The organism is Micromonospora desertarenae, from assembly GCF_056150265.1.
Genome location: NZ_JAXCFQ010000008.1, coordinates 1 through 19831, shown reverse-complemented (window position 1 = coordinate 19831; position 19831 = coordinate 1). Strand labels below are relative to the sequence as shown.

The following is a 19831-nucleotide window of genomic DNA, read 5'->3' as shown; positions in this document are numbered from 1 at the left end:
TCCGCCCGGTCAGGGGAGCCCGAGGTCGCAGCGGGGTCGAGCGCGCGGGTGGACGCCACCGGGCCGGCCCGCCCATAGCGTCGGAGACGTCCCACCAAACGATCTCCACGGGGAGTCCCACGTGTCCGTCGCACCTCCCGCGCACGCCGCCGCCGGCGTCGCGGTCACCGCCCGCGGCCTGTCCAAGCGGTACGGCAGCGGCCAGGCCGCCGTCGTCGCCCTCGACGGCGTCGACGTCGACTTCGCCGCCGGCCGGTTCACCGCCATCATGGGCCCGTCCGGCTCCGGCAAGTCCACCCTCATGCACTGCCTGGCCGGCCTGGACCGGCCCACCGCCGGCGCGGTGCGCATCGGCGACGCCGACCTCGGCCGACTGGACGACCGCCGGCTCACCCTGCTGCGCCGCGACCGGGTCGGCTTCGTGTTCCAGAAGTTCAACCTGCTGCCCGCGCTGAGCGCCGAGGAGAACATCGTGCTGCCGCTGGCCATCGCCGGCCGCCGCCCCGACCCCGGCTGGCTGCGCCAGGTGGTGGCCGCGGTGGGGCTAACCGACCGGCTGCGGCACCGGCCGGCGGAGCTCTCCGGCGGCCAGCAGCAGCGGGTGGCGGTGGCCCGGGCCCTGATCACCAAGCCGTGGGTGGTCTTCGCCGACGAGCCCACCGGCAACCTGGACTCCCGGGCCGGCGCGGAGGTGCTGCGGCTGCTCCGCGAGGCGGTCGACACCCTCGGGCAGACCGTCGTCATGGTGACTCACGACCCGGGGGCCGCCGCGCACGCCGACCGGGTGGTCTTCCTCGCCGACGGCCGGCTGGTGCGCGACCTCACCGCGCCCACCGCCGAGCGGGTCCTGGACGCGCTCGCCGGGCTCGACCCGGCCGGCCCGGCCACCCGCGAGGCGGTGGCCCGGTGATCCGGCTGACCCTGCGCTCACTGCGCGCCGAGGCGCTGCGCCTGCTGCTCTCCGCGCTGGCCATCGTGCTCGGCGTGGCGTTCGTCGCCGGCACGCTGATCTTCGTGGACGGCATGCGGGCCGGCGCGTACGAGCGGGCCGGCACCTTCGACCGGCACACCGACCTCGGGGTCTACGCCGAGTCCGAGGCGCTGCCGCCGGCCCTGGTCGACCGGGTGCGCGCGGTCGACGGGGTGGCCGCCGCGGCCGGCGAGCTGACCGGCTCCGGCGGCGTGCTCGGCACCGACGGCCGGCCGGTGCTCGGCTACGCCGTGCTCGCCGCCATCCCGGTCGAGCCGGCCCTGCGCTCGTACGACGTGGTCGCCGGGCGGCTGCCGGACCGTCCCGGCGAGGTGGTGCTGGACGCCCCGACGGTCGCCGCCGAGGGCTTCACCCTCGGCGCCCCGGTCCGCGTCGGCGGGGCCGGGGGAGCGGCCCGGCCGTACACCCTGGTGGGCACGGTCGACGTGGCCGACACCGCGCGCGACGTCGGCGGCCCGTTCATCGGCCTGGTCGGCTCCGACGCCCTCGCGGTCACCGGGGAGCGCGGCTACGGCCGGATCATGGTGGCCGCCCGGCCGGGTGTGTCCGAGGCGGAGCTGGTCGACCGGGTCGCCGCGGCGGCCGGCGCCGGGCCGAGCGTGAAGACCCGCCAGCAGATCCTCGACGACGCGGTCGACGAGGCGGTCCGCAGCCTGGAGCAGTTCAACATGGTGCTGCTCACCTTCGCCGCGGTCGCGGTGGTGGTGGCCGGGTTCGTCATCGCCAACACGTTCGCCATCGTGCTGGCCCAGCGGACCCGGCGGACCGCGCTGCTGCGGCTGGTCGGCGCGACCCGCGGCCAGCTGTTCCGCGCCGCGCTGCTGGAGGCGGCGGTGGTCGGGCTGGCCGCCTCGGCGGCCGGCGTGCTGATCGGCGTCGGCCTGGCCGCCGGCCTGGGCGAGCTGATGTCCCGCCTCGACGCGCCGGCCTCCGGCGGGCTCACCGTCACCGCCCCGACGGTGCTGCTCAGTCTGGTGCTGGGCACCGCGATCACGGTCGGCGCGGCCCTCCTGCCGGCCTGGCGGGGCACCCGGGTCGCCCCGGTCGCCGCGCTCACCGACGCGGCGGTGCAGCCCACCCGGGATGCCGGCCGGTTCCGGCTGGCCGTCGGCGCGGTCGTCTTCGCGGCCGGGATCGCCGCGCTGGTCGGCGCCGCGTTCGCCGTCCAGGTGGTGCTGGTCGCGGCCGGCGGGGTGCTGGCCTTCTTCGGCATCGTGCTGTTCGGGCCGGTGCTGGTGCCGGCGCTGGTGCGGCTGTTCGGCTGGCCGGCCCGCCGGCTGTTCGGGGCGACCGCCGGCCTGGCCGTGGCCAACGCGGTGCGCAATCCCCGCCGGATCGCCGCCACCGCCACCGCGCTGGTGATCGGGATCGGGCTGGTCTCCGCCTTCGTGGTGGGTGCCCGCAGCACCAAGGACGGCATCGAGCGCAGCGTGGACGCCGAGATCGGGGTGGACCTCGTGGTCACCGGGATCGGCGGCGACCTGCCGGCGACCCTCGCCGGCGAGCTGCGCGCCCGCCCCGAGCTGGGCGTGGTGCACGAGCAGCGCAGCGCGGTCAGCGCCGGAATGGAGATCCGGGCCGCCCACCCGGCGCTGGTCGCCCGGACGCTGACCGGAGTGGTCGCCGGCGACCTCGACCGGTTCGGCCCCGGCACGGCGCTGGTGCACCGGGAACTGGCGCGGGCGCGGGGCTGGACGGCGGGCTCGACGGTCACCGTGCGGGACCGGGCGCTGCGGGTCGCCGCCGTGGTCACCGACGACGGGCCGGGGCCGGCGGGCAGCTCGGTACCGCCCGGTCACGTGATCGAGGTGGCGGACGACGACTTCACCGCGCTCTTCCCGGACCGGCGCGGCTTCCTGGCCGAGATCGACCCGGCCGACGGGGTCTCCGCCGGCTCGGCCCGCGCCGCCGTGGAGGCGGTCCTGGCCCGCTACCCGACGGTCAACCTGATGGACCAGGGGGCGTACAAGCAGATGCTGACCAGCACGGTGGACATGCTGCTGGCGTTCGTCACCGCACTGCTCGGCCTGGCCGTGGTGATCGCGCTGGTCGGGGTGGCCAACACGCTGAGCCTGTCGGTGGTGGAGCGCACCCGGGAGAACGCGGTGCTGCGGGCCGTCGGGCTGACCCGGGGCCGGATGCGCGCCATGCTGGCCGTCGAGGCGGTGCTGATGGCGCTGGTCGGCGCGGTGCTCGGGGTGGGTCTGGGCACCGGCGTCAGCGCCGCCGCGATGGCCCTGCTCGGCCGGATCGGCGGGGACTTCCACGTGGTGCTGCCGCTGGGACAGCTCGGGCTCATCCTGGGCGTCGCGGTGCTGGCGGCGCTGGGCGCCTCGGTGCTGCCGGCCCGCCGGGCACTGTCCCGGCCGGTGGTGGAGGCCCTCGGCGACCAGTGACCGCGCCCGGGTGACACCCGCCGGCCGGTCCCGCCGCCCGTCAGGGCGGTGGGACCGGCCAGCGGTGCCGGGTCAACCGGTGCCGCGGCGCGGCTGCCCTCCTGGGGTACGCGCCGAAGCCCCGCCTGCCCCCGACCATAGCGCCGTCCTTGCCATCATGAGTCCGTTTTGGGAACAACGGGGTCAGTGGGACGGCAGTGCCCGGCGGCCCGTGCTCACTGCGCCGAACCGCCGCCACCCGCCTCCGTCGACGGCGTGACGGGCGGGTCCGACGCGGGCGGGGGTGCCGACGACGACGTCGGGGGATCGTCCGGCGTCGTGGCGGTCTCACTCGGCACCGGATTAGGGCTGGTGGTCTCGCTGGGCTGCGCGCTCGGGGTCGGGCTGACCGAGGCCGACGGGCTGCCGGTGGAGCCGGCCGGGCGGAACGGCCGGTTTCCCGGGTTGACCGAACTCTCGCCGTCCGACACCGGCTGCTCCGCCTGGCCGCTCGGCGCGGTCGCCGGCACGCTGGTCGGCATCTCCACCGCCGGCGCGTTGGCCTCGCGGGCCGCGCCCAGCGCCGCGCCGAGCGCGGCGAGCGCGACCAGCACCGCCGCGCCCGCGCCGACCAGGGTGCCGCGCCGCCGCCCGCCCGGCGTGCCGACCGCCGCCGGCACGTCGGTGCGGGTGTCCGGCCCGGCGTTGCGCAGCCCGCCCGCCGCCGCCGGCACCATGGCGGTCGGGGCGGACGGGTCGGAGACCGCGGCCCGGGCCGCCGCGGCCATCGCCGCGCCGCTGCTGAACCGGTCGGCCGGATCCTTGGCCAGGGCGCGCCCGACCAGGGCGCGGACCGCCTCCGGGATGTCGTGCGGCAGCTCCGGCGGCTCGTCGTCGAGGTGCCGGACGGCCACCTGGAGCGGGTTGTCGCCGGTGAACGGCGGGCTGCCGGTCAGGCAGCAGTACGCCACCGCGCCCAGGGCGTAGATGTCGGTGGCGCCGGAGACCGGCCGGCCGGCGGCCTGCTCGGGGGCCATGTAGAGGGCGGTGCCGGGCACCGCGTTGGTGCTGGTGATGCTGGTGACGTTGGTCGACCGGGCGACCCCGAAGTCGACCAGCACGACCGAGCCGTCCTCCTGCACCAGCAGGTTGCTCGGCTTGACGTCGCGGTGCACGATGCCGCCGGTGTGCGCCGCGTGCAGCGCCTGGGCGACCTGGGCCACGATCGACATCGTCTCGGCCACGTCCAACCGGCCGAGCGCCTCGATCCGCTTCGACAGCGGCTCGCCGGTGACGAACTCCATGACCAGGTAGTCGGCCCGGGAGCCGTCGGGCAGCTCGTCCTCACCGCAGTCGAAGACCTGCACGATGCCCTTGTGCCGCAGCGCGGCCATGATCCGTGCCTCGGCGCGGAAGCGGGCGATGAAGTCGGGATCGGAGACCAGCGCCGGCAGCAGCACCTTCACCGCGACCGAACGGCCGAGGACCAGGTCCGAGGCACGCCAGACGTCGCCCATGCCGCCGGTGGCGACACGTTCGTCCAAGCGGTAGCGACCGCTGAGCACGACCTCCGATGACAACACAGGCATTACCGTACCCAGCGGTGCCGGAAAGCACGCGCCGCGACCGGGGCGTCCCCGGCGGCGGGCCGGGGCGGGCGGGGCAGCGGAACCTCGATCTCCTCCGATACGCTGTGACCGGGCCGGGACGATGCGTGACGTGATCCGCTCGGGTCCGCGCTGGGCTGGGCGAATGGTCGGAAAGAGCGCGTTGGCCGTCCCATTCGTGACGCCGCAGCGTCCCGTGCGCGGATGGTGTTACGGCGACTCGCCGTCCGTTCGGCCAGATAAATCTCACTCTTTTCCCCACGGTCACCGACTTGTCGGATCGGCCACCGGCTCCTAGCGTTAGCCGAACTCGGGCCCGCCCCACGGCCCCGCCGCGGCCCCACGCCGCCGGCCCGCGCCGTGGCGAGTGTCCAGACATACCGTCCGAGCCACGGCGGTCGGGGGTGCGAACAGGTCAGCGGGGGGCTGAGGGTGCGGGATCAGGTCCGGCTGCCGGACCGGGCTGGCGTCGCGCACGCCACGTCCGGCGTGCGCCGCCGCACCCTGCCCCGGAGCCGGCGGACCCATGTCCGGTGAACTGACCGAGGCGGTCGTCGCCGCCCAGGCCGGCGACGAGGACGCGTTCCGCTACCTCTACCGCAGCCTCCAGCCGGGCCTGCTGCGCTACCTCACCGCCCTGGTCGGCGCGGACGCCGAGGACGTGGCCTCGGAGACCTGGCTGCAGATCTCCCGCGACCTGCCCAGCTTCACCGGCGGCGAGTTCCGTGCCTGGACGGTGACCATCGCCCGCAACCGGGCAATGGACCACCTGCGCCGGCAGCGCCGCCGACCGTCCCTGCCGGTGCCCGTGCAGGCGCTCAGCGAACTCGCCGGCGACGCCGACACCGCCGAACGGGCCGGCGAGACGATCGGCACCGAGGCGGCGCTGGCACTGATCTCCACCCTGCCGCCCCGGGAGGCCGAAGCCGTGCTGCTGCGGGCGGTCATCGGGCTGGACGCGGAGACCGCCGGCCGGGTGCTCGGTCGGCGGCCCGGCGCGGTGCGCACCGCCGCGCACCGCGGGTTGCGGCGGCTCGCCGCGTTGATGGAACGCCACGACCCCGCCGACCAGCCGGCCACGTCGGAGAGCACCACCCCGCCCCGTCCCCGTACCGGGCGGCGGCAGACGCCGCACGCCGAGCCGGCGGACGGTTGACGTGAGGGGATTCAGGATGAGCCTGCGCCGGTCCGGTCGGCCCGCCGACCGCACCGAGTCCGACCGGCTGCTCGACGCCGCCGGTCCCGGCACTGACACCGGGACCGATCCGCTCGCCCGGCTGCTGTCGGCGGCGGCCGCCCCGGCCCGTCCCGGCGAGCTGGCCGGTGAGGAAGCGGCGCTGGCCGCCTTCCGCGCCGCCCGCGCGGCCGGTCCGGCCGCCGCGCCGGCGCGGGCCCCGCGCCGTCGCGGGTTCACCGCCGGCGCCGTGGCCTGGATCGCCGGAATCGCGGCCACCGCGACCGCCGGCGCGGCGTTCGCCGCCGCCACACTGGACCGCCCGGACGATCCGGTGCCCCCGGCCCCGCCGGCCACCCCGGCGCCGGCCCCGAGCAGCGAGCGGGGCGGCGGGCCCGCCACGCCCGGCGGCACCGAAGCGCCCGACCCGGCGGCGCCCACCAGCGGGCCCGCCGGCGGGCCCTCGTCGCCCGCCGGGGAGCAGCAGCTCGCCGGGCTGTGCCGGGCGTTCCTGGCGAAGTCGCCGGCGCAGCGGGCGAAGGCGCTGGACACGCCGGCGTTCGGCCGGCTGGTCACCGCCGCCGGTGGTCGGGACCGGGTCGAGGACTACTGCCACGCCCTGGCGCCCGACGCCGTCGAGCCGGGCGGGTCTCCCGCGGCCGAGCCGGCCACGCCGGCGAGCGCCAGGCCGGCGAAGTCCGAGAACGCCAAGCCGGAGAAGTCCTCGAAGGCCAAGCCGGCGAACCGGCCCGCCGCCGATCCGCCCGCCGCGCCCGCCGCCGGCCGCGACATCCCGTCGGCCGACCCGGACGCTCCGTCGGCGGACCCGGACGCTCCGCCGGCCGGCCGAGACCCGAGGCCGCCCGCCCGCCGGGCCAGCTGACCGGCCCGATCCGTCCGGCTCCGAGGCGCCGCTGTAACACCGACCCCGCCCCTGCCCCGGGCAGGCTGACCCGGCCCCCGTTCGTCCGGCTCCGAGGCGCCGCGCCCCGGTAGCACCGGCCCTGCGCCCGCCCCGGCGGGTTGCCGGCCCCTTCTCGCCCCGCTCGAGTCGCCGTTCCACGGGAACGCCCGGCGCCCCCGCCCACCCCGGCGGCCGGGACGGGCGCCGGTCCGCCCAGCTCAAAGCGCAGCACCGCCCGGCCGGCTGCCTGGACACCGCCGGCCCGGCCCACCTGGGCGCCGGCCGCTCGCACGGCCGGGTCCCCGTGCGCCGTGCGCCGCTACCCGGGGCTGATCGCCGCGGACGCCCGCATCGTTGTCGGTGGGCCGGGTTACGGTGGCCCAAGGTCGGCAGGGAGAGGGGGAATCCCGTGGTGACGTCGCCGGAGCTGGACCAGTCCACCGTGCTGCGCGAGTCGGGCGCGGCCGCCCGCCACCTCGCCCGGATCTGCTTCAAGACCGGCCCGCCCACCCGCACCGGCGTCGAACTGGAATGGACCGTGCACGACGCCGCCGATCCCGCCCGCCCGATCGGCGGCGAGCGGCTCCGGACGGCACTGGGGCGGCACAGCCCCGTCACCCTCGATCCCGCCAGCCCCGCCGAGCAGCTCCGGCACGGCAGCACCGTGACCGTGGAGCCGGGCGGGCAACTGGAGGTCTCCACCGCGCCGCGGCCCTCGATCGCCGCGTTGGTCCAGGCCACCGAGGCCGACATCGCCCAGCTCACCGGCCTGCTGGCCGGCGCCGGGCTGACCCTCGGGCGAAGCGGCATCGACCCCCACCGGCTCCCGCGCCCGGTCGTCGAGACGCCCCGCTACCGGGCCATGCGGCAGGTCTTCGACCGTCGCGGGCCGGCCGGCCGGACGATGATGTACAGCACCGCCGGCCTGCAGATCTGCCTCGACGCGGGCGAGCCGGAGCGGCTCGCCGCCCGCTGGGCACTGGTGCACGCGGTCGGTCCGCCGCTGCTGGCCGCCTTCGCCACCGCCGACCGGCACGCCGGCCGGCCCACCGGCTGGGCGTCGGCCCGGATGGCCGCCTGGCTGAGCATCGACCCGGCCCGCACCCGGCCGGTCTGGACGCCGCGGCACGCCGACCTGGACCCGGTGCCGGCCTGGACGGCGTACGTGCTGGCGGCGCCGCTGCTCTGCCTGCGCGGCACCGGCGCCGACTGGACCCCGCCACCCGGGGTCACCTTCGCCGACTGGATCGACGGCGCGCTGCCCCGGCCGCCCACCACCGACGACCTGGAATACCACGTCAGCACGCTCTTCCCGCCGGTGCGCCCGCGCGGCTACCTGGAACTGCGCTACCTCGACGCGCAGCCCGGCCGCGGCTGGACGCTGCCGCTGGGGGTGCTCGCCGCCCTGCTCAGCGGCCCCGACACCGTCGACGCGGCCCGGGCGGTCGCCGCGCCGGTGGCGCACCGCTGGCACGCCGCCGCCCGGTTCGGCCTGCGCGACCGGGCGCTGGCCGCCGCCGCGGCGACCCTGTTCGACCTGGCCCTGGCGGCGCTGCCCCGGCTCGACCTGCCGGCGGCGCTGCACGACGAGATCCACCGAGGCGTACGGCGGCGGCGCGCCGTCGCGGAGAGGGGACACCGGTGACCGGAGAAGTGACCGAGCGGGACGGCTTGGAACGGCTGCGCGGCCGGATCGCCGAGGAGTTGGCACGGACCCGCGCCCGCACGGCCCTGCTGACCGAGGTGGTCGACGACGCCGACCTGATGCGGCAGCACTCGCCGCTGATGTCCCCGCTGGTCTGGGACCTCGCCCACGTCGGCAACCAGGAGGAACTCTGGCTGGTCCGCGACGTGGGCGGGCGCGAGCCGGTCCGGCGCGACATCGACGACCTCTACGACGCGTTCAAGCAGCCCCGCAAGGACCGCCCGGCCCTGCCGCTGCTGCCCCCGGCCGAGGCCCGCGCCTACGTCAGCACCGTCCGCGACAAGGTCTTCGACCTGCTGGACGGGATCCGGTTCACCGACCGGCCGCTGGTCGCCGACGGGTTCGCCTTCGGGATGATCGTCCAGCACGAGCAGCAGCACGACGAGACGATGCTCGCCACCCACCAGCTGCGCGCCGGCCCGGCGGTGCTGGACGCGCCCCCGCCGCCCGAGCCGCGGGCCCGGGTCGGCGCCGAGGTGCTGGTGCCGGCGGGGCCGTTCACCATGGGCACCGACACCGACCCCTGGGCGCTGGACAACGAGCGCCCGGCCCACCGGGTCGAGCTGCCCGCGTACGTCATCGACGCCGCGCCGGTCACCAACGGCGCCTATCGCGCGTTCATCGCCGACGGTGGCTACCACGACCCGCGCTGGTGGACGCCGGAGGGCTGGCGGCACCGCACCGAGGCCGGGTTGACCGCGCCGATGCACTGGCGGCGCGACGGCGACGGCTGGGCCTGCCGCCGCTTCGGCCGGTGGACCCCGGTCCGCGACGACGAGCCGGTGGTGCACGTCTGCTTCCACGAGGCGCAGGCGTACGCGACCTGGGCGGGCAAGCGCCTGCCCACCGAGGCGGAGTGGGAGAAGGCGGCCCGCTGGGACCCGGCCACCGGCCGCTCCCGGCGCTACCCGTGGGGTGACGACGACCCCACCGCCGCGCACGCGAACCTGGGCCAGCGGCACCTCTGGCCGGCCCCGGTCGGGGCCTACCCGGACGGCGCCTCGCCGCTCGGCGTGCACCAGTTGATCGGCGACGTGTGGGAGTGGACCTCGACCACCTTCCGCGGGCACCCGGGCTTCACCGCCTTCCCCTACCGGGAGTACTCGGAGGTCTTCTTCGGCGACGACTACCGGGTGCTGCGCGGCGGGTCGTTCGGCACCGACCGGGCCGCCTGCCGGGGCACCTTCCGCAACTGGGACTACCCGATCCGCCGGCAGATCTTCAGCGGCTTCCGCTGCGCCCGCGACGCCACCGCCGAGGAGGCGCACGGGTGACCCCGGCAGCCGCGACGCGTACCAGCCAAGCGGCGCCAGCCACCCGGCGCGCGGGCGGCGGTGCCGGCTGATGTGTCGCCACCTGGCCTACCTGGGGCCGCCGGTCACCCTGCGGGAGCTGCTGTTCGACCCGCCGTACTCGCTGCTGCGGCAGTCCTGGGCGCCGCGCGACATGCGCGGCGGCGGGACGATCAACGCCGACGGCTTCGGCGTCGGCTGGTATCCCGGCGACGGCGACCCGGTGCGCTACCGGCGCGCCCAGCCGATCTGGAGCGACCCGACGATCGCCCAACTCGCCGCGGTCACCTCGGCCGGCGCGGTACTGGCGGCGGTGCGCTCGGCCACGGTCGGCATGGCGGTGCTCGACAACGCCGCCGCGCCGTTCGCCGAGGGGCGCTGGCTGTTCAGCCACAACGGGGTGGTGCGCGGCTGGCCCGACTCGATGGTGCCGCTGGCCGCCGGGCTGCCGGTACGTGACCTGCTCACCCTGGACGCCGCCACCGACTCGGCGCTGCTCTGGGCGCTGGTGCGGCACCGGCTGCGCGCCGGGGTGGACCCGGCCCGGGCGGTGGCCGAGACGGTCGCCGCGGTCGCCGCCGCGGCTCCCGGTTCCCGGCTCAACCTGCTGCTCACCGACGGGCGGACGGTGGCCGCCAGCGCGGCCGGGCACGCGCTGTCGATCCGCACCACACAGCGGTCGGTGCTGCTGGCGTCCGAACCGCACGACGACGAACCCGGCTGGCGGGAGGTGCCCGACGGGCACCTGGTGTCCGGCACCGCGACCGTGGTGCGGGTGCGCGCCATCGGGCAGGTGTGACCGCCGCCCGGCCGGGGAGAGCACCTGTCGCCCGTACGAAGGGAGCCCAGATGAGCACCGAGCCGTTGGAGATCCACCTCGAACCCGGGGACCTCGACCGTGGCCTGCGCGACGACGTCCGCACCGGGCTGAGCGCCGATCCGAAGTGGCTGCCACCGAAGTGGTTCTACGACGCCCGGGGCAGCGAGCTGTTCGAGGAGATCACCCGGCTGCCGGAGTACTACCCGACCCGCGCGGAACGGGCGGTGCTGGCCGGGCGGGCCGACCGGATCGCGGAGCTCACCGCGGCGAAGACGATGATCGAACTCGGCTCCGGCTCGTCCGAGAAGACCCGGCTGCTGCTGGACGCCTTCACCCGGCACGGCGGGCTCGGCACCTTCGTGCCGCTGGACGTCTCGGTCAGCGCGCTGCGCCGGTCCACCGCCGAGATCGCCGCCGACTACCCGGGCCTGCGGGTCCGCGGCATCGTCGGTGACTTCACCCGGCACCTCGACCGGCTGCCCACGGGGGGACGCCGGCTGGTGGTCTTCCTCGGCGGCACCATCGGCAACCTGCTGCCGGCCGAGCGGGCCCGGTTCCTGGCCGACATGCGGGCGGCCCTGGAGGTGGGGGACTGGCTGCTGCTCGGCACCGACCTGGTCAAGGACCCGTCCGTGGTGGTGCCGGCGTACGACGACGCGGCCGGGGTGACCGCCGAGTTCAACCGCAACGTGCTGCGGGTCATCAACCGGGAGTTGGGCGCGGACTTCGACCCGGCGGCGTTCGACCACGTGGCCCGCTGGGATCCGGAGCGGGAGTGGATCGAGATGCGGCTGCGGGCCCGCCGGCCGATGCGGGTGCGGGTGCTCGACCTGGACGTCCGGTTCGCCGCGGGCGAGGAGTTGCGCACCGAGGTCTCCGCGAAGTTCCGCCCGGCCGGGATCGCCGGGGAACTGGCCGCTGCCGGGTTCGCCGTCGAGGAGTTCTGGACCGATCCGGACGGCCTGTTCGGGGTCACGCTGGCCCGGGCGGACTGAACCGGGTGAGCCTGTTCACCCCGGGGGCCGCGCGCGGAGGTGATCGGCTAGGCTGACCGGCGCGAAGGGGAGTAGCCCCCAATGTCGTGGTCGACATACTGGTGCGTTCCGCATCCGGCCACGCGGCCCCGCCGGCGGCGGGGCGGGCGAGACCTTCGACCCAGGCTGTACAGCCGGGTCGAGGTCGCCCCGTACCTCCTCCCGGCGTGGACCGGAAGGATGTCATGGAGGGTTTCCTCGTCGCGCTGGTGGTCAGCTTCGGCGTCATCTTCGTCGCCGAACTCGGCGACAAGTCCCAGTTGATGGCGCTGACCTTCGCCACCCGCTTCAAGCCGCTGCCGGTGCTGATCGGGATCACCGTGGCCACCGCCGTGGTGCACCTGGCCTCGGTGGCGATCGGTTACGGCCTCGGCGCCGCCCTGCCGACCGGCTGGATCTCGCTGATCGCGGGTCTGGCGTTCCTCGGCTTCGGGGCGTGGACCCTGCGCGGGGACACCCTCACCGAGGAGGAGCGGCGCAAGGCGGAGAAGACCAGCAAGTCCGCCATCATCGCGGTGTCGGTCGCGTTCTTCCTGGCCGAGCTGGGCGACAAGACGATGCTGGCCACCATCACCCTGGCCACCAAGTACGGCTGGTTCGGCACCTGGCTCGGCTCGACAGTGGGCATGGTGGCGGCGGACGCGCTGGCCATCCTGGTCGGCCGGATGCTCGGCCGGAAGCTGCCGGAGCGGACCATCCGCTACGGCGCCGCTGTGCTCTTCGCCATCTGCGGCCTCTGGCTGATCCTGGAGGCGGTGGCCGAGCTGCGTTGAGCCGGGCACGGCAGCGCCAGTCCGCGATCATCCGCCGCCGGGGTGACTATCGCCGGCGCCCAGCGGGCACAGGGATCACCACCTACCGTGAGCGGTAGCAGGCGAAAAGCGGAGAAACCGGGAGGACGACCAGATGAGCAAGCACGACGAGCCGAACGAGTACGGGTTCGCCGGCGGCGCCACCGCTCCCGAGCCGCCGCCGGGTGGGCGGGCCGACGAGCAGGACCTGGCCGAGGAGGTGGCGGTGCCGGCCGACGACTTCACCGAGCCGGTGACCGACGCGCTCGCCGACGAGGCCGAGGAGCGGGCGCCGGCCGACCGGCGCCGCTGAGGCGTACGCGAGCGGGGGCGTCGGCGTGGCCGGCGCCCCCGCTCGCCGTCCCGGCTCCTCGTCCGGTCCGGCTCGGACCCGGGCGCCCCCAGGCGACGACACCGACCGCGCCCGCCATGGGAGTCGGGCGAGGGTCCCGCCCGCGGCGGGGCGGCGATCCGCCACACCCCCGCGTTCGCTCACCAGCCGCTCCCGGCCCTCCCGGCCGCCGGTGACGCCGCCGCCCACCGGTCGGTCCCCGTCCCGCACCGGGCGGGCTTTTTCTGCTTCCGGGGCGATGCCGAACGACCACTTCTCGGGTTGGTAATTCCGGGCGCGCGTTCTCGCGTCGACGAAAACAGATAACTCCGGACATAAAGGCGTATGAGCGGCTTTAATGGTCCCGAGATTAAGTCGACCTTGGGGGTTTTCGTGAAGTTCTTTGGCGTTACCGGTTTGGTACGGAGGCGCGCCTGATGGACCTGTACCGCCAGCTTCGCCTGGTCCGCCAGCACTGGTGGATCGTGCTGCTCACGATCATGGTGGCGCTCGGGGTGACCGCCTTCGTCACGGTCCGGGCCGAGCCCCGGTACGTCGCCTCGGTGACCTTCTTCGTCACCACCCCGAGCCAGGGCGTCACGGACGCCTACCAGGGCGGCCTGCTCATGCAGCAGCGCGTCAAGTCGTACGCCGAGCTGCTGACCAGCGACCGGCTCGCGCAGGCCGTGGTGGCCGAGAACTCGGTCGGGCTGACCGCCGAGGAGGTCCAGCGCCGGGTCAGCACCTCGACCGAGACCGGCACCGTCCTGCTGCGGGCGTCGGTGACCGACACCGACCAGACCCGCGCGCTGCGGGTGACCGAGACGCTGTCGGCGAAGTTCGTCGAACTCGTGCAGAAGGTCGAGACACCGGCGAACGGACAGACCGGCCCGATCAAGATCGAGGTGGTCAGCGGCCCGCGGGTCAGCTCGAGCCCGGTCTCGCCCCAGCCGGTACGCAACTTCGCCATCGGCGGCCTGCTCGGCCTGCTCTGCGGGATGGGCCTGGCGATCCTGCGCGGCCTGGCCGACGTCCGGCTGCGCGACGCGGCCACCCTGCAACGCACCACCGGCAGCCCGCTGCTCGGCGAGATCCCGTTCGAGGGCAGCGCCAGGTCGGAGCCGCTGATCGTCGGCGAGGCGGTGAACTCGGCGCGGGCCGAGGCGGTCCGCAAGCTGCGCACCAACCTGCGCTTCGTCGACGTGCACGAGCCCGCCCGGGTGATCGCCGTGACCAGCGCGCTGCAGGGCGAGGGCAAGACCACCCTCTCCTGCAACCTGGCCATCGCGCTGGCCGAGGCCGGCTGGCGGGTGCTGCTGGTCGACGCCGACCTGCGCCGGCCCAAGGTCGACGACTACCTCGGCCTGGACGCCGGCGTCGGCCTCACCGACGTGCTGGTCGGCGACGTGCAGGTCGGGGACGTGGTGCAGCGCTGGGGCGACAAGTCCCTGCTGGTGCTGCCCAGCGGCTCGGCGCCGCCGAACCCGAGCGAGCTGCTCGGCTCCAAGGCGATGGCGGACCTGCTGCTGGCGCTGCGGGAGTCGGCGGACATCGTCATCATCGACACCGCGCCGCTGCTGGCCGTCACCGACGGCGTGGTGGTGGCCGTGCAGGCCGACGGCGCGCTGCTCGTCTCCCAGCAGGGCCGGACCTCGCGTACCCAGGTGGCCGCCGCCGCCCGCGCGCTGAACTCGGTCTCGGTGCGCCTGCTCGGCTGCGTGCTGAACATGGCCAAGGTCCCGAAGACCGAGGCGTACCAGTACGAGGCCTACCGGGTGGTCGCCTCGACCGCCACCACGTCGGTACCGGCGGACCGGGCCGCCAGCGGCCGGCACGCCGAGCGCGCCGACGCCGGGATCCCGGACCGCACGCAGGAACTCACCCGGCTGCCCCGATGAGCGCGGCGAGGGGTCGTAGCGACCGTTCGATCTCCTCCGCGCAGCCTCGGAAGTCGGTGGCGGTGCCGCCGATCGGGTCCAGCAGGTCGTCCGCGCCGGGGGCGGCGGGTTGCAGCCGCCCCCGGGCCCGGGCGGCCGCCACGACGGCGGCCCGCAGCGAGTCGTCGGCCAGGTCCTCCGGCGGCTCGGCCGCCGCGGCCAGCCGGCCGAACTGGCGCAGGGTGAAGGTGCGGTGCAGCACCGCCGGCACCATCGCGGTGCACACCGAGCGCTGGCGCCGCGTCGAGGTGAGCACCAACGTGGCGCCCTCGAGGTGCTCCGGGCGCAGCAGCCGGCTGCGGAACCCCGACGGGTCCGCGCCGGTCTCGGCCGCCACCTCGGCGGCGTACGGGTGCATGGCCAGGCCCTCGACGGCGTCGGTGCCGGCGCTGGAGACGGTGACCGGTCGATCGGCCAGCAGCCGCCGGGCCAGGTACTCGGCCATCGGCGACCGGCACAGGTTGGCGTGGCAGACGAACAGCACCCGGTCGGTCATCTGGACCCCTCTCGTCGGCGCGGTCGCGGCGCGGGTCGCCGCGACGGCGGCCGGCCGGGGACGGCCGACCGCGGAGGGGTTGTCGGCATCGTACGCGGGGCACCCCCCGGTGACCGGTGCTGCCGCGCCGGACCGTCCGCGCCGGACGGAGGTGACCCGGTGAGGATCGGCCTGCTGTCGTACCACTTCCCGCCGGAGCCGGCCTTCATCCCGGGCAGCCTGGCCGAGGAACTCGCCGCCCGGGGGCACGAGGTACGGGTGCTCACCGGCTTCCCGGACTACCCGGGCGGGCACGTCTATCCGGGCTGGCGCCAGCGCTGGCAGCACGAGACGCGCAGCGAGCGGCTGACCGTCCGGCGGGTGCCCCGGTACGCGGGCGGGGACGCCTCGGTGGCGGCGCGGATGGCCGGCTACCTCTCCTTCGCCGGCAGCGCGGTGCTGGCCGGGCGCCGCTACCTCGCCGAGGTGGACGCGCTATACGTCCACCAGCCGCCGGCGACCGCGTTCGCCGCGGCCGGGCTGCTGCGGCTGCTCGGCCGGGTGCCGACCGTCCTGCACGTGCCGGACGTGTGCGCCCGGGACGAACCGGGCGCGGCCGACGGCGGCGGCTGGACGGCGCGGATCAGCGCGGCGATGGCCCGCACCTACCGGGCGGCCGACGCGATAGCGGTGGCCGCGCCGTCGCTGCGGGACACGGTGGTGGCCGCCGGCGCGGATCCGGCCCGGGTCCGGGTGGTGCTCAACTGGACCGACGAGCGGATCTTCCACCCGGCCCGCCCGAGCCCCGCCGCCCAGCGGCTGGTCCGCCGGGACGGCCGGTGCGTGGTGATGCACGCCGGGACCATCGGCAACCGGCAGGGCCTGGAGACCGCGGTCCGCGCGGCGGCCGCGCTGGACGGCACGATGGACCTGGTCCTGGTGGGGTCGGGCGCGCAGGAGCGGCGGGTGCGGGGGCTCGCCGCCGAGCTGCGGGCGGACAACGTGCGCTTCGTCGAGCGCCGGTCTCCACTGGACATGCCGGACCTGTACGCCGCCGCCGACTACCAGCTGGTCATGCTCCGTGACCTGCCCGAGTTGCGCGGCACGGTGCCGGCCAAGCTCCAGGCAGCCTTCTCCTGCGCGGCGCCCGTCGTCGCGTCCGCCGGCGGCGACACCGCCGAGCTGGTCGAGCGGGCCCGGGCGGGGCTCTCCTGCCCGCCCGAGGACTGGGCCGCGCTGGCGGACCGGTTCTGGCTGGCCGCCACCATCCCGCCGCCCGCCCGGGTCGACATGGGCCGGCGGGGCCGGGAGGCGTACCTGCGGGAGATGTCGCTGGGCGCCGGGGTGGACCGGATCGAGGGGCTGCTCCACGAGGTCGTTGCGGCCCGCGCCGGCGCCCGCTGACCGACGAGCGATATTCGCATACCGGTCAGACCGTCATTTCCGACCCAGAAGACTCGTTACGTGCTAAGAACGTCAGAGAAAAACGTGCCCTTCTGTCCGGTTTCGGAAATGGAGAACGGTGTGACGGAGAGCGAAAGCCCGCGCCGCCGGCGCGGTCGGTCCCGGCGGCGCCGGCGCGCCCGGCTGCGTCGGGCCCTGCTCAGCGCGCTGGTGGTCGGCTCGCTGCTGCTGGTCTCCGCCGGCTGGGTGGGCTTCCGGGGCTGGCAGGCCCGCGCCCACCTGGTCAACGCCGCCGGGCTGGCCCGGGAGCTCAGCGCCCAGGTCGTCGGCGGGGACACCGCGCGGGCCCAGCGCACCCTCGCCGCGTTGCAGGAGCAGTCCGGGGCCGCGCGGGCGGCGACCGCCGACCCCGGCTGGTGGGTCGGCCGGCGCGCGCCGTTCGCGGGCGACGACCTGGCCGCCGTACGCCAGATCTCGATCGCGATCGACGACCTGGCCCGGCAGGCGTTCCCGAGCCTGCTCCGCACCGACCTCGCCGGCCTCGTGCCCACCGAGGGGCGGTTGGACGTGGCCCGGCTGCGCACCCTCTCCACCGACCTGTCCACCGTGCACCGGACGGTTCGCGAGACCCGGACCAGCCTCGCCAAGGTGCCCGTCGACGACCTGGTCAGCCAGGTCCGCCAGGCGCTGACCGACCTGCGCGGCGAGATCGACCGGCTGGCCGACCTCACCGCCGCGGCCGACCAGGCCGCCCGACTGCTGCCGCCGCTGCTCGGCGTCGACGGGCCGCGCCGCTACCTGCTGGTCTCGCAGAACAACGCGGAGCTGCGGGCCACCGGTGGGATGTTCGGCGCGTACGCCGTGCTGCACGCCGACGACGGCCGGGTGCGGATGGGCCGGCAGGGCAGCAGTGCCGCGTTGGGGCGCTTCACCAAGCCGTTCACGGTGCCCGCCGAGGTGCGCCGGCTCTGGGGCGACCTGCCCGGCATCTACCCGGCGGACGTCAACCTGACCCCGCACTTCCCGACCGCCGCGAACCTCTACCGGCAGATGGTCCGGCGGCAGACCGGCATGAACGTCGACGGCGTGCTGGCGGTCGACCCCGTGGTGCTGTCGTACCTGCTCAAGGCGACCGGGCCGGTGCTGGTGCCCGGGCACGCCCCGTTGGACAGCGAGACCGCGGTGCGGACCCTGCTCAGCGACAGCTACCAGCGACTCGACACCCGGCAGCAGGACGAGTACTTCACCGCGGCGGCGGCCGCGGTCTTCGACACCTTCTTCAAGAAGAATGTCAACCCGAAGGTGTTATTGTCCGTATTCGACCGTGCTGTCCGGGAACGCCGGATATTGTTCTGGAGTGCCCGCCCGGAGGAGCAGCGGACGTTCGGCGACAGCCGGATGGCCGGAACGCTCCCCGAGCAGGACACCGTGCCGACCGTCGGCGTGTTCCTCAACGACGGCAGCGGCGCGAAGCTCGGCTACTACCTGCGCCCGGCGGCGGACCTGACGGTCGGCGAATGCCGACCCGACGGCCGCCGGCAGCTCCGGCTGCGGGTCACCCTGCGCTCGACGGCGCCGAAGACCGGCCTCAGCAAGTCCGTTCTCGGCCTCGGCCTGGCGGGCGACCCGTACACCGTGCGGACCTTCGTCTCGGTGTACAGCCCGGCCGGCGGATCGGTGCTCGACGCCCGTCTCGACGGGACCGAGGTGGCGCTCGGCTCCGGCACCGAACGGCGCCGACAGGTGGCGACGGCCAACGTGGACGTCGCACCGGGAGCCTCCCGCACCTTGGAGGTCTCGGTGCTGACGGCGAAGACCGGCGCCGGAGCGGCCGAGCTGTGGCTCACGCCCACCGCCACCCCATGGACCACCCAAGTTGTTACCGCACCAAGCTGTGACCAGTAGGAGGGAACCATCATGCGGCTATCCCGCATCATCATGGCGCTCACGGTCGGTCTGGCCGTGGTGGCCGTGCCGACCGCAGCGGGGGCGGCGCAGCCGCAGCCGGCGCCCACGCTGACGGAGACGCCCCAACCACCGCCGTACCCACCGGGGCAGGTGGCGACGCTGACCGTCAACCGTGCCACCATCACCCTCGGTGAGACCGTCGTCCTCACCGGCCGGAACTTCGGCCCCAACGAGCGCGTGACCATCGTGGTCAGCGTCGCCCCGCTCGCCGCCCCGGCCCCCGGCCAGGCGCGGCGCAGCGACGGCAGCACGGTCGCGATGGCCCCGGTGGCCTTCCAGGCCGCGGCACCGCTGACCTTCTACGCGTACACCAACTCGCGGGGCCGGTTCACCAAGCCGTACAAGCCGTCGATCACCGGCCTGTTGACCTTCACGGCGACCGGCGACGAGTCCGGCCGCACTGCCTCCACCGAGGTCCGGGTGCTGCCCCGGCGCGGTGACCAGCAGCCGCTGCCCGTCACCGGTGACAGCCTCGGTACGCCGATGAAGCTCGGCGGCGGCCTGGTCGGCGCCGGCGCGGTGCTGCTGCTCATGACGCTCGCCTGGCGTCGCCGCAACCGCGTGGGTACGGGGGCGAGCTGACGGATTCAGCACCGGGCAGGGCCCGGAGGCACCTGGGGCTGGCGTCCGTCGGAACTCTCCGACGGGCGCCAGCCCTCGTTGTGCCGGGTCCGCGGCGCGTTCGTGCTTCCGATGTCGCCGTTGATGGCTGGTGGCCGCGGTCCGCCCGATGCGATACCGCCACCTCGGCGAACAGCAGCCCTCGCACACCCCGGCACCCCCATGCGAGGACCCCCCGCCGTTTCGCCGATGTGGCGGTGTCAACCCGGGGCCTGCGCCGTGTCGCCGATGTGACGGTATCCGCCTGAGAAGCGTGCGCCGTTTCGCCGATGTGGCGGTGTCAACTGGGTCGGGATGGCCCCATATCGGCGGTATGGAGTCGATCATGCGTCGGCTGCGGCCGGCACATGGGCCGCCGCCGTGCCGGTGTGGGGTGTTTGTCGGGTTCGTGGGTGTGATCGG

At 75.5% G+C, this 19831-nt stretch carries 16 protein-coding genes; 14 read left to right on the top strand and 2 right to left on the bottom strand.

Annotated features, from left to right (window positions below):
• Positions 1-121: 121 nt before the first annotated feature.
• Positions 122-910 carry an ABC transporter ATP-binding protein gene (locus tag SM577_RS17885; RefSeq protein WP_302922317.1) on the top strand — a complete coding sequence of 263 codons (789 nt, stop codon included), beginning with the start codon at positions 122-124 and terminating at the stop codon, positions 908-910.
• Positions 907-3387, top strand: a complete 2481-nt coding sequence (locus tag SM577_RS17880) for an ABC transporter permease (RefSeq protein WP_474587448.1) — start codon at positions 907-909, stop codon at positions 3385-3387. The genes SM577_RS17885 and SM577_RS17880 overlap by 4 nt, the downstream gene beginning before the upstream one ends.
• 215 nt (positions 3388-3602) lie before the next feature.
• On the opposite strand, the gene SM577_RS17875 is transcribed toward SM577_RS17880, so the two are convergent.
• Entirely contained in the window at positions 3603-4955 is a 1353-nt protein-coding gene (locus SM577_RS17875) for a serine/threonine-protein kinase (protein WP_302922319.1), read from the bottom strand.
• A gap of 544 nt (positions 4956-5499) precedes the next feature.
• Here SM577_RS17875 and SM577_RS17870 point away from each other — a divergent pair.
• The 9 genes from SM577_RS17870 to SM577_RS17830 all read left to right on the top strand — a co-directional run bounded on the left by SM577_RS17870 (position 5500) and on the right by SM577_RS17830 (position 14922).
• Positions 5500-6129 carry an RNA polymerase sigma factor gene (locus tag SM577_RS17870; protein ID WP_474580740.1) on the top strand — a complete coding sequence of 210 codons (630 nt, stop codon included), beginning with the start codon at positions 5500-5502 and terminating at the stop codon, positions 6127-6129.
• 16 nt (positions 6130-6145) lie between these two features.
• Positions 6146-7030 (top strand): hypothetical protein, encoded by an 885-nt coding sequence (locus tag SM577_RS17865; protein WP_474587447.1) that lies wholly within the window; start codon positions 6146-6148, stop codon positions 7028-7030.
• A 430-nt stretch (positions 7031-7460) separates the two neighbouring features.
• Positions 7461-8696, top strand: coding sequence for an ergothioneine biosynthesis glutamate--cysteine ligase EgtA (gene egtA / locus SM577_RS17860; RefSeq protein WP_302922322.1), 1236 nt, complete (start codon positions 7461-7463; stop codon positions 8694-8696).
• Entirely contained in the window at positions 8693-10030 is a 1338-nt protein-coding gene (gene egtB / locus SM577_RS17855) for an ergothioneine biosynthesis protein EgtB (protein ID WP_474587446.1), read from the top strand. The genes egtA and egtB overlap by 4 nt, the downstream gene beginning before the upstream one ends.
• A 70-nt stretch (positions 10031-10100) precedes the next feature.
• Positions 10101-10847 carry an ergothioneine biosynthesis protein EgtC gene (egtC, locus tag SM577_RS17850; RefSeq protein ID WP_474587445.1) on the top strand — a complete coding sequence of 249 codons (747 nt, stop codon included), beginning with the start codon at positions 10101-10103 and terminating at the stop codon, positions 10845-10847.
• A 50-nt stretch (positions 10848-10897) separates the two neighbouring features.
• Complete coding sequence (gene egtD, locus SM577_RS17845) at positions 10898-11863, top strand: L-histidine N(alpha)-methyltransferase (protein ID WP_302922325.1); 966 nt, start codon at positions 10898-10900, stop codon at positions 11861-11863.
• A 224-nt stretch (positions 11864-12087) separates the two neighbouring features.
• Positions 12088-12675 carry a TMEM165/GDT1 family protein gene (locus SM577_RS17840; RefSeq protein WP_302922343.1) on the top strand — a complete coding sequence of 196 codons (588 nt, stop codon included), beginning with the start codon at positions 12088-12090 and terminating at the stop codon, positions 12673-12675.
• A gap of 133 nt (positions 12676-12808) precedes the next feature.
• Positions 12809-13006 carry a hypothetical protein gene (locus tag SM577_RS17835; RefSeq protein WP_474580743.1) on the top strand — a complete coding sequence of 66 codons (198 nt, stop codon included), beginning with the start codon at positions 12809-12811 and terminating at the stop codon, positions 13004-13006.
• 455 nt (positions 13007-13461) lie between these two features.
• A complete protein-coding gene (locus SM577_RS17830) occupies positions 13462-14922 on the top strand; it encodes a tyrosine-protein kinase domain-containing protein (RefSeq protein WP_474587444.1) in 1461 nt (486 codons plus the stop codon).
• Here the strand turns inward: SM577_RS17830 and SM577_RS17825 are convergent.
• Complete coding sequence (locus SM577_RS17825) at positions 14903-15457, bottom strand: arsenate reductase/protein-tyrosine-phosphatase family protein (RefSeq protein WP_302922327.1); 555 nt, start codon at positions 15455-15457, stop codon at positions 14903-14905. The two genes, SM577_RS17830 and SM577_RS17825, sit on opposite strands and share 20 nt — an antisense overlap.
• Positions 15458-15616: 159 nt before the next feature.
• Between SM577_RS17825 and SM577_RS17820 the strand changes: the two genes are divergently transcribed.
• The 3 genes from SM577_RS17820 to SM577_RS17810 all read left to right on the top strand — a co-directional run bounded on the left by SM577_RS17820 (position 15617) and on the right by SM577_RS17810 (position 19390).
• Complete coding sequence (locus SM577_RS17820; RefSeq protein WP_302922328.1) at positions 15617-16840, top strand: glycosyltransferase family 4 protein; 1224 nt, start codon at positions 15617-15619, stop codon at positions 16838-16840.
• A 120-nt stretch (positions 16841-16960) separates the two neighbouring features.
• Entirely contained in the window at positions 16961-18745 is a 1785-nt protein-coding gene (locus SM577_RS17815) for a DUF4012 domain-containing protein (RefSeq protein ID WP_302922329.1), read from the top strand.
• A gap of 12 nt (positions 18746-18757) precedes the next feature.
• A complete protein-coding gene (locus SM577_RS17810) occupies positions 18758-19390 on the top strand; it encodes a hypothetical protein (protein ID WP_302922330.1) in 633 nt (210 codons plus the stop codon).
• The last annotated feature ends 441 nt before the right edge of the window (positions 19391-19831 follow it).

Excerpts from the sequence above, each read along its gene's own strand:
- SM577_RS17875 (WP_302922319.1), bottom strand. The coding sequence starts at position 4,955 with ATGCCTGTGTTGTCATCGGAGGTCGTGCTCAGCGGTCGCTACCGCTTG.
- SM577_RS17870 (WP_474580740.1), top strand. The coding sequence starts at position 5,500 with ATGTCCGGTGAACTGACCGAGGCGGTCGTCGCCGCCCAGGCCGGCGAC.
- SM577_RS17865 (WP_474587447.1), top strand. The coding sequence starts at position 6,146 with ATGAGCCTGCGCCGGTCCGGTCGGCCCGCCGACCGCACCGAGTCCGAC.
- egtC (WP_474587445.1), top strand. The coding sequence starts at position 10,101 with ATGTGTCGCCACCTGGCCTACCTGGGGCCGCCGGTCACCCTGCGGGAG.
- egtD (WP_302922325.1), top strand. The coding sequence starts at position 10,898 with ATGAGCACCGAGCCGTTGGAGATCCACCTCGAACCCGGGGACCTCGAC.
- SM577_RS17840 (WP_302922343.1), top strand. The coding sequence starts at position 12,088 with ATGGAGGGTTTCCTCGTCGCGCTGGTGGTCAGCTTCGGCGTCATCTTC.
- SM577_RS17835 (WP_474580743.1), top strand. The coding sequence starts at position 12,809 with ATGAGCAAGCACGACGAGCCGAACGAGTACGGGTTCGCCGGCGGCGCC.
- SM577_RS17830 (WP_474587444.1), top strand. The coding sequence starts at position 13,462 with ATGGACCTGTACCGCCAGCTTCGCCTGGTCCGCCAGCACTGGTGGATC.
- SM577_RS17825 (WP_302922327.1), bottom strand. The coding sequence starts at position 15,457 with ATGACCGACCGGGTGCTGTTCGTCTGCCACGCCAACCTGTGCCGGTCG.
- SM577_RS17810 (WP_302922330.1), top strand. The coding sequence starts at position 18,758 with ATGCGGCTATCCCGCATCATCATGGCGCTCACGGTCGGTCTGGCCGTG.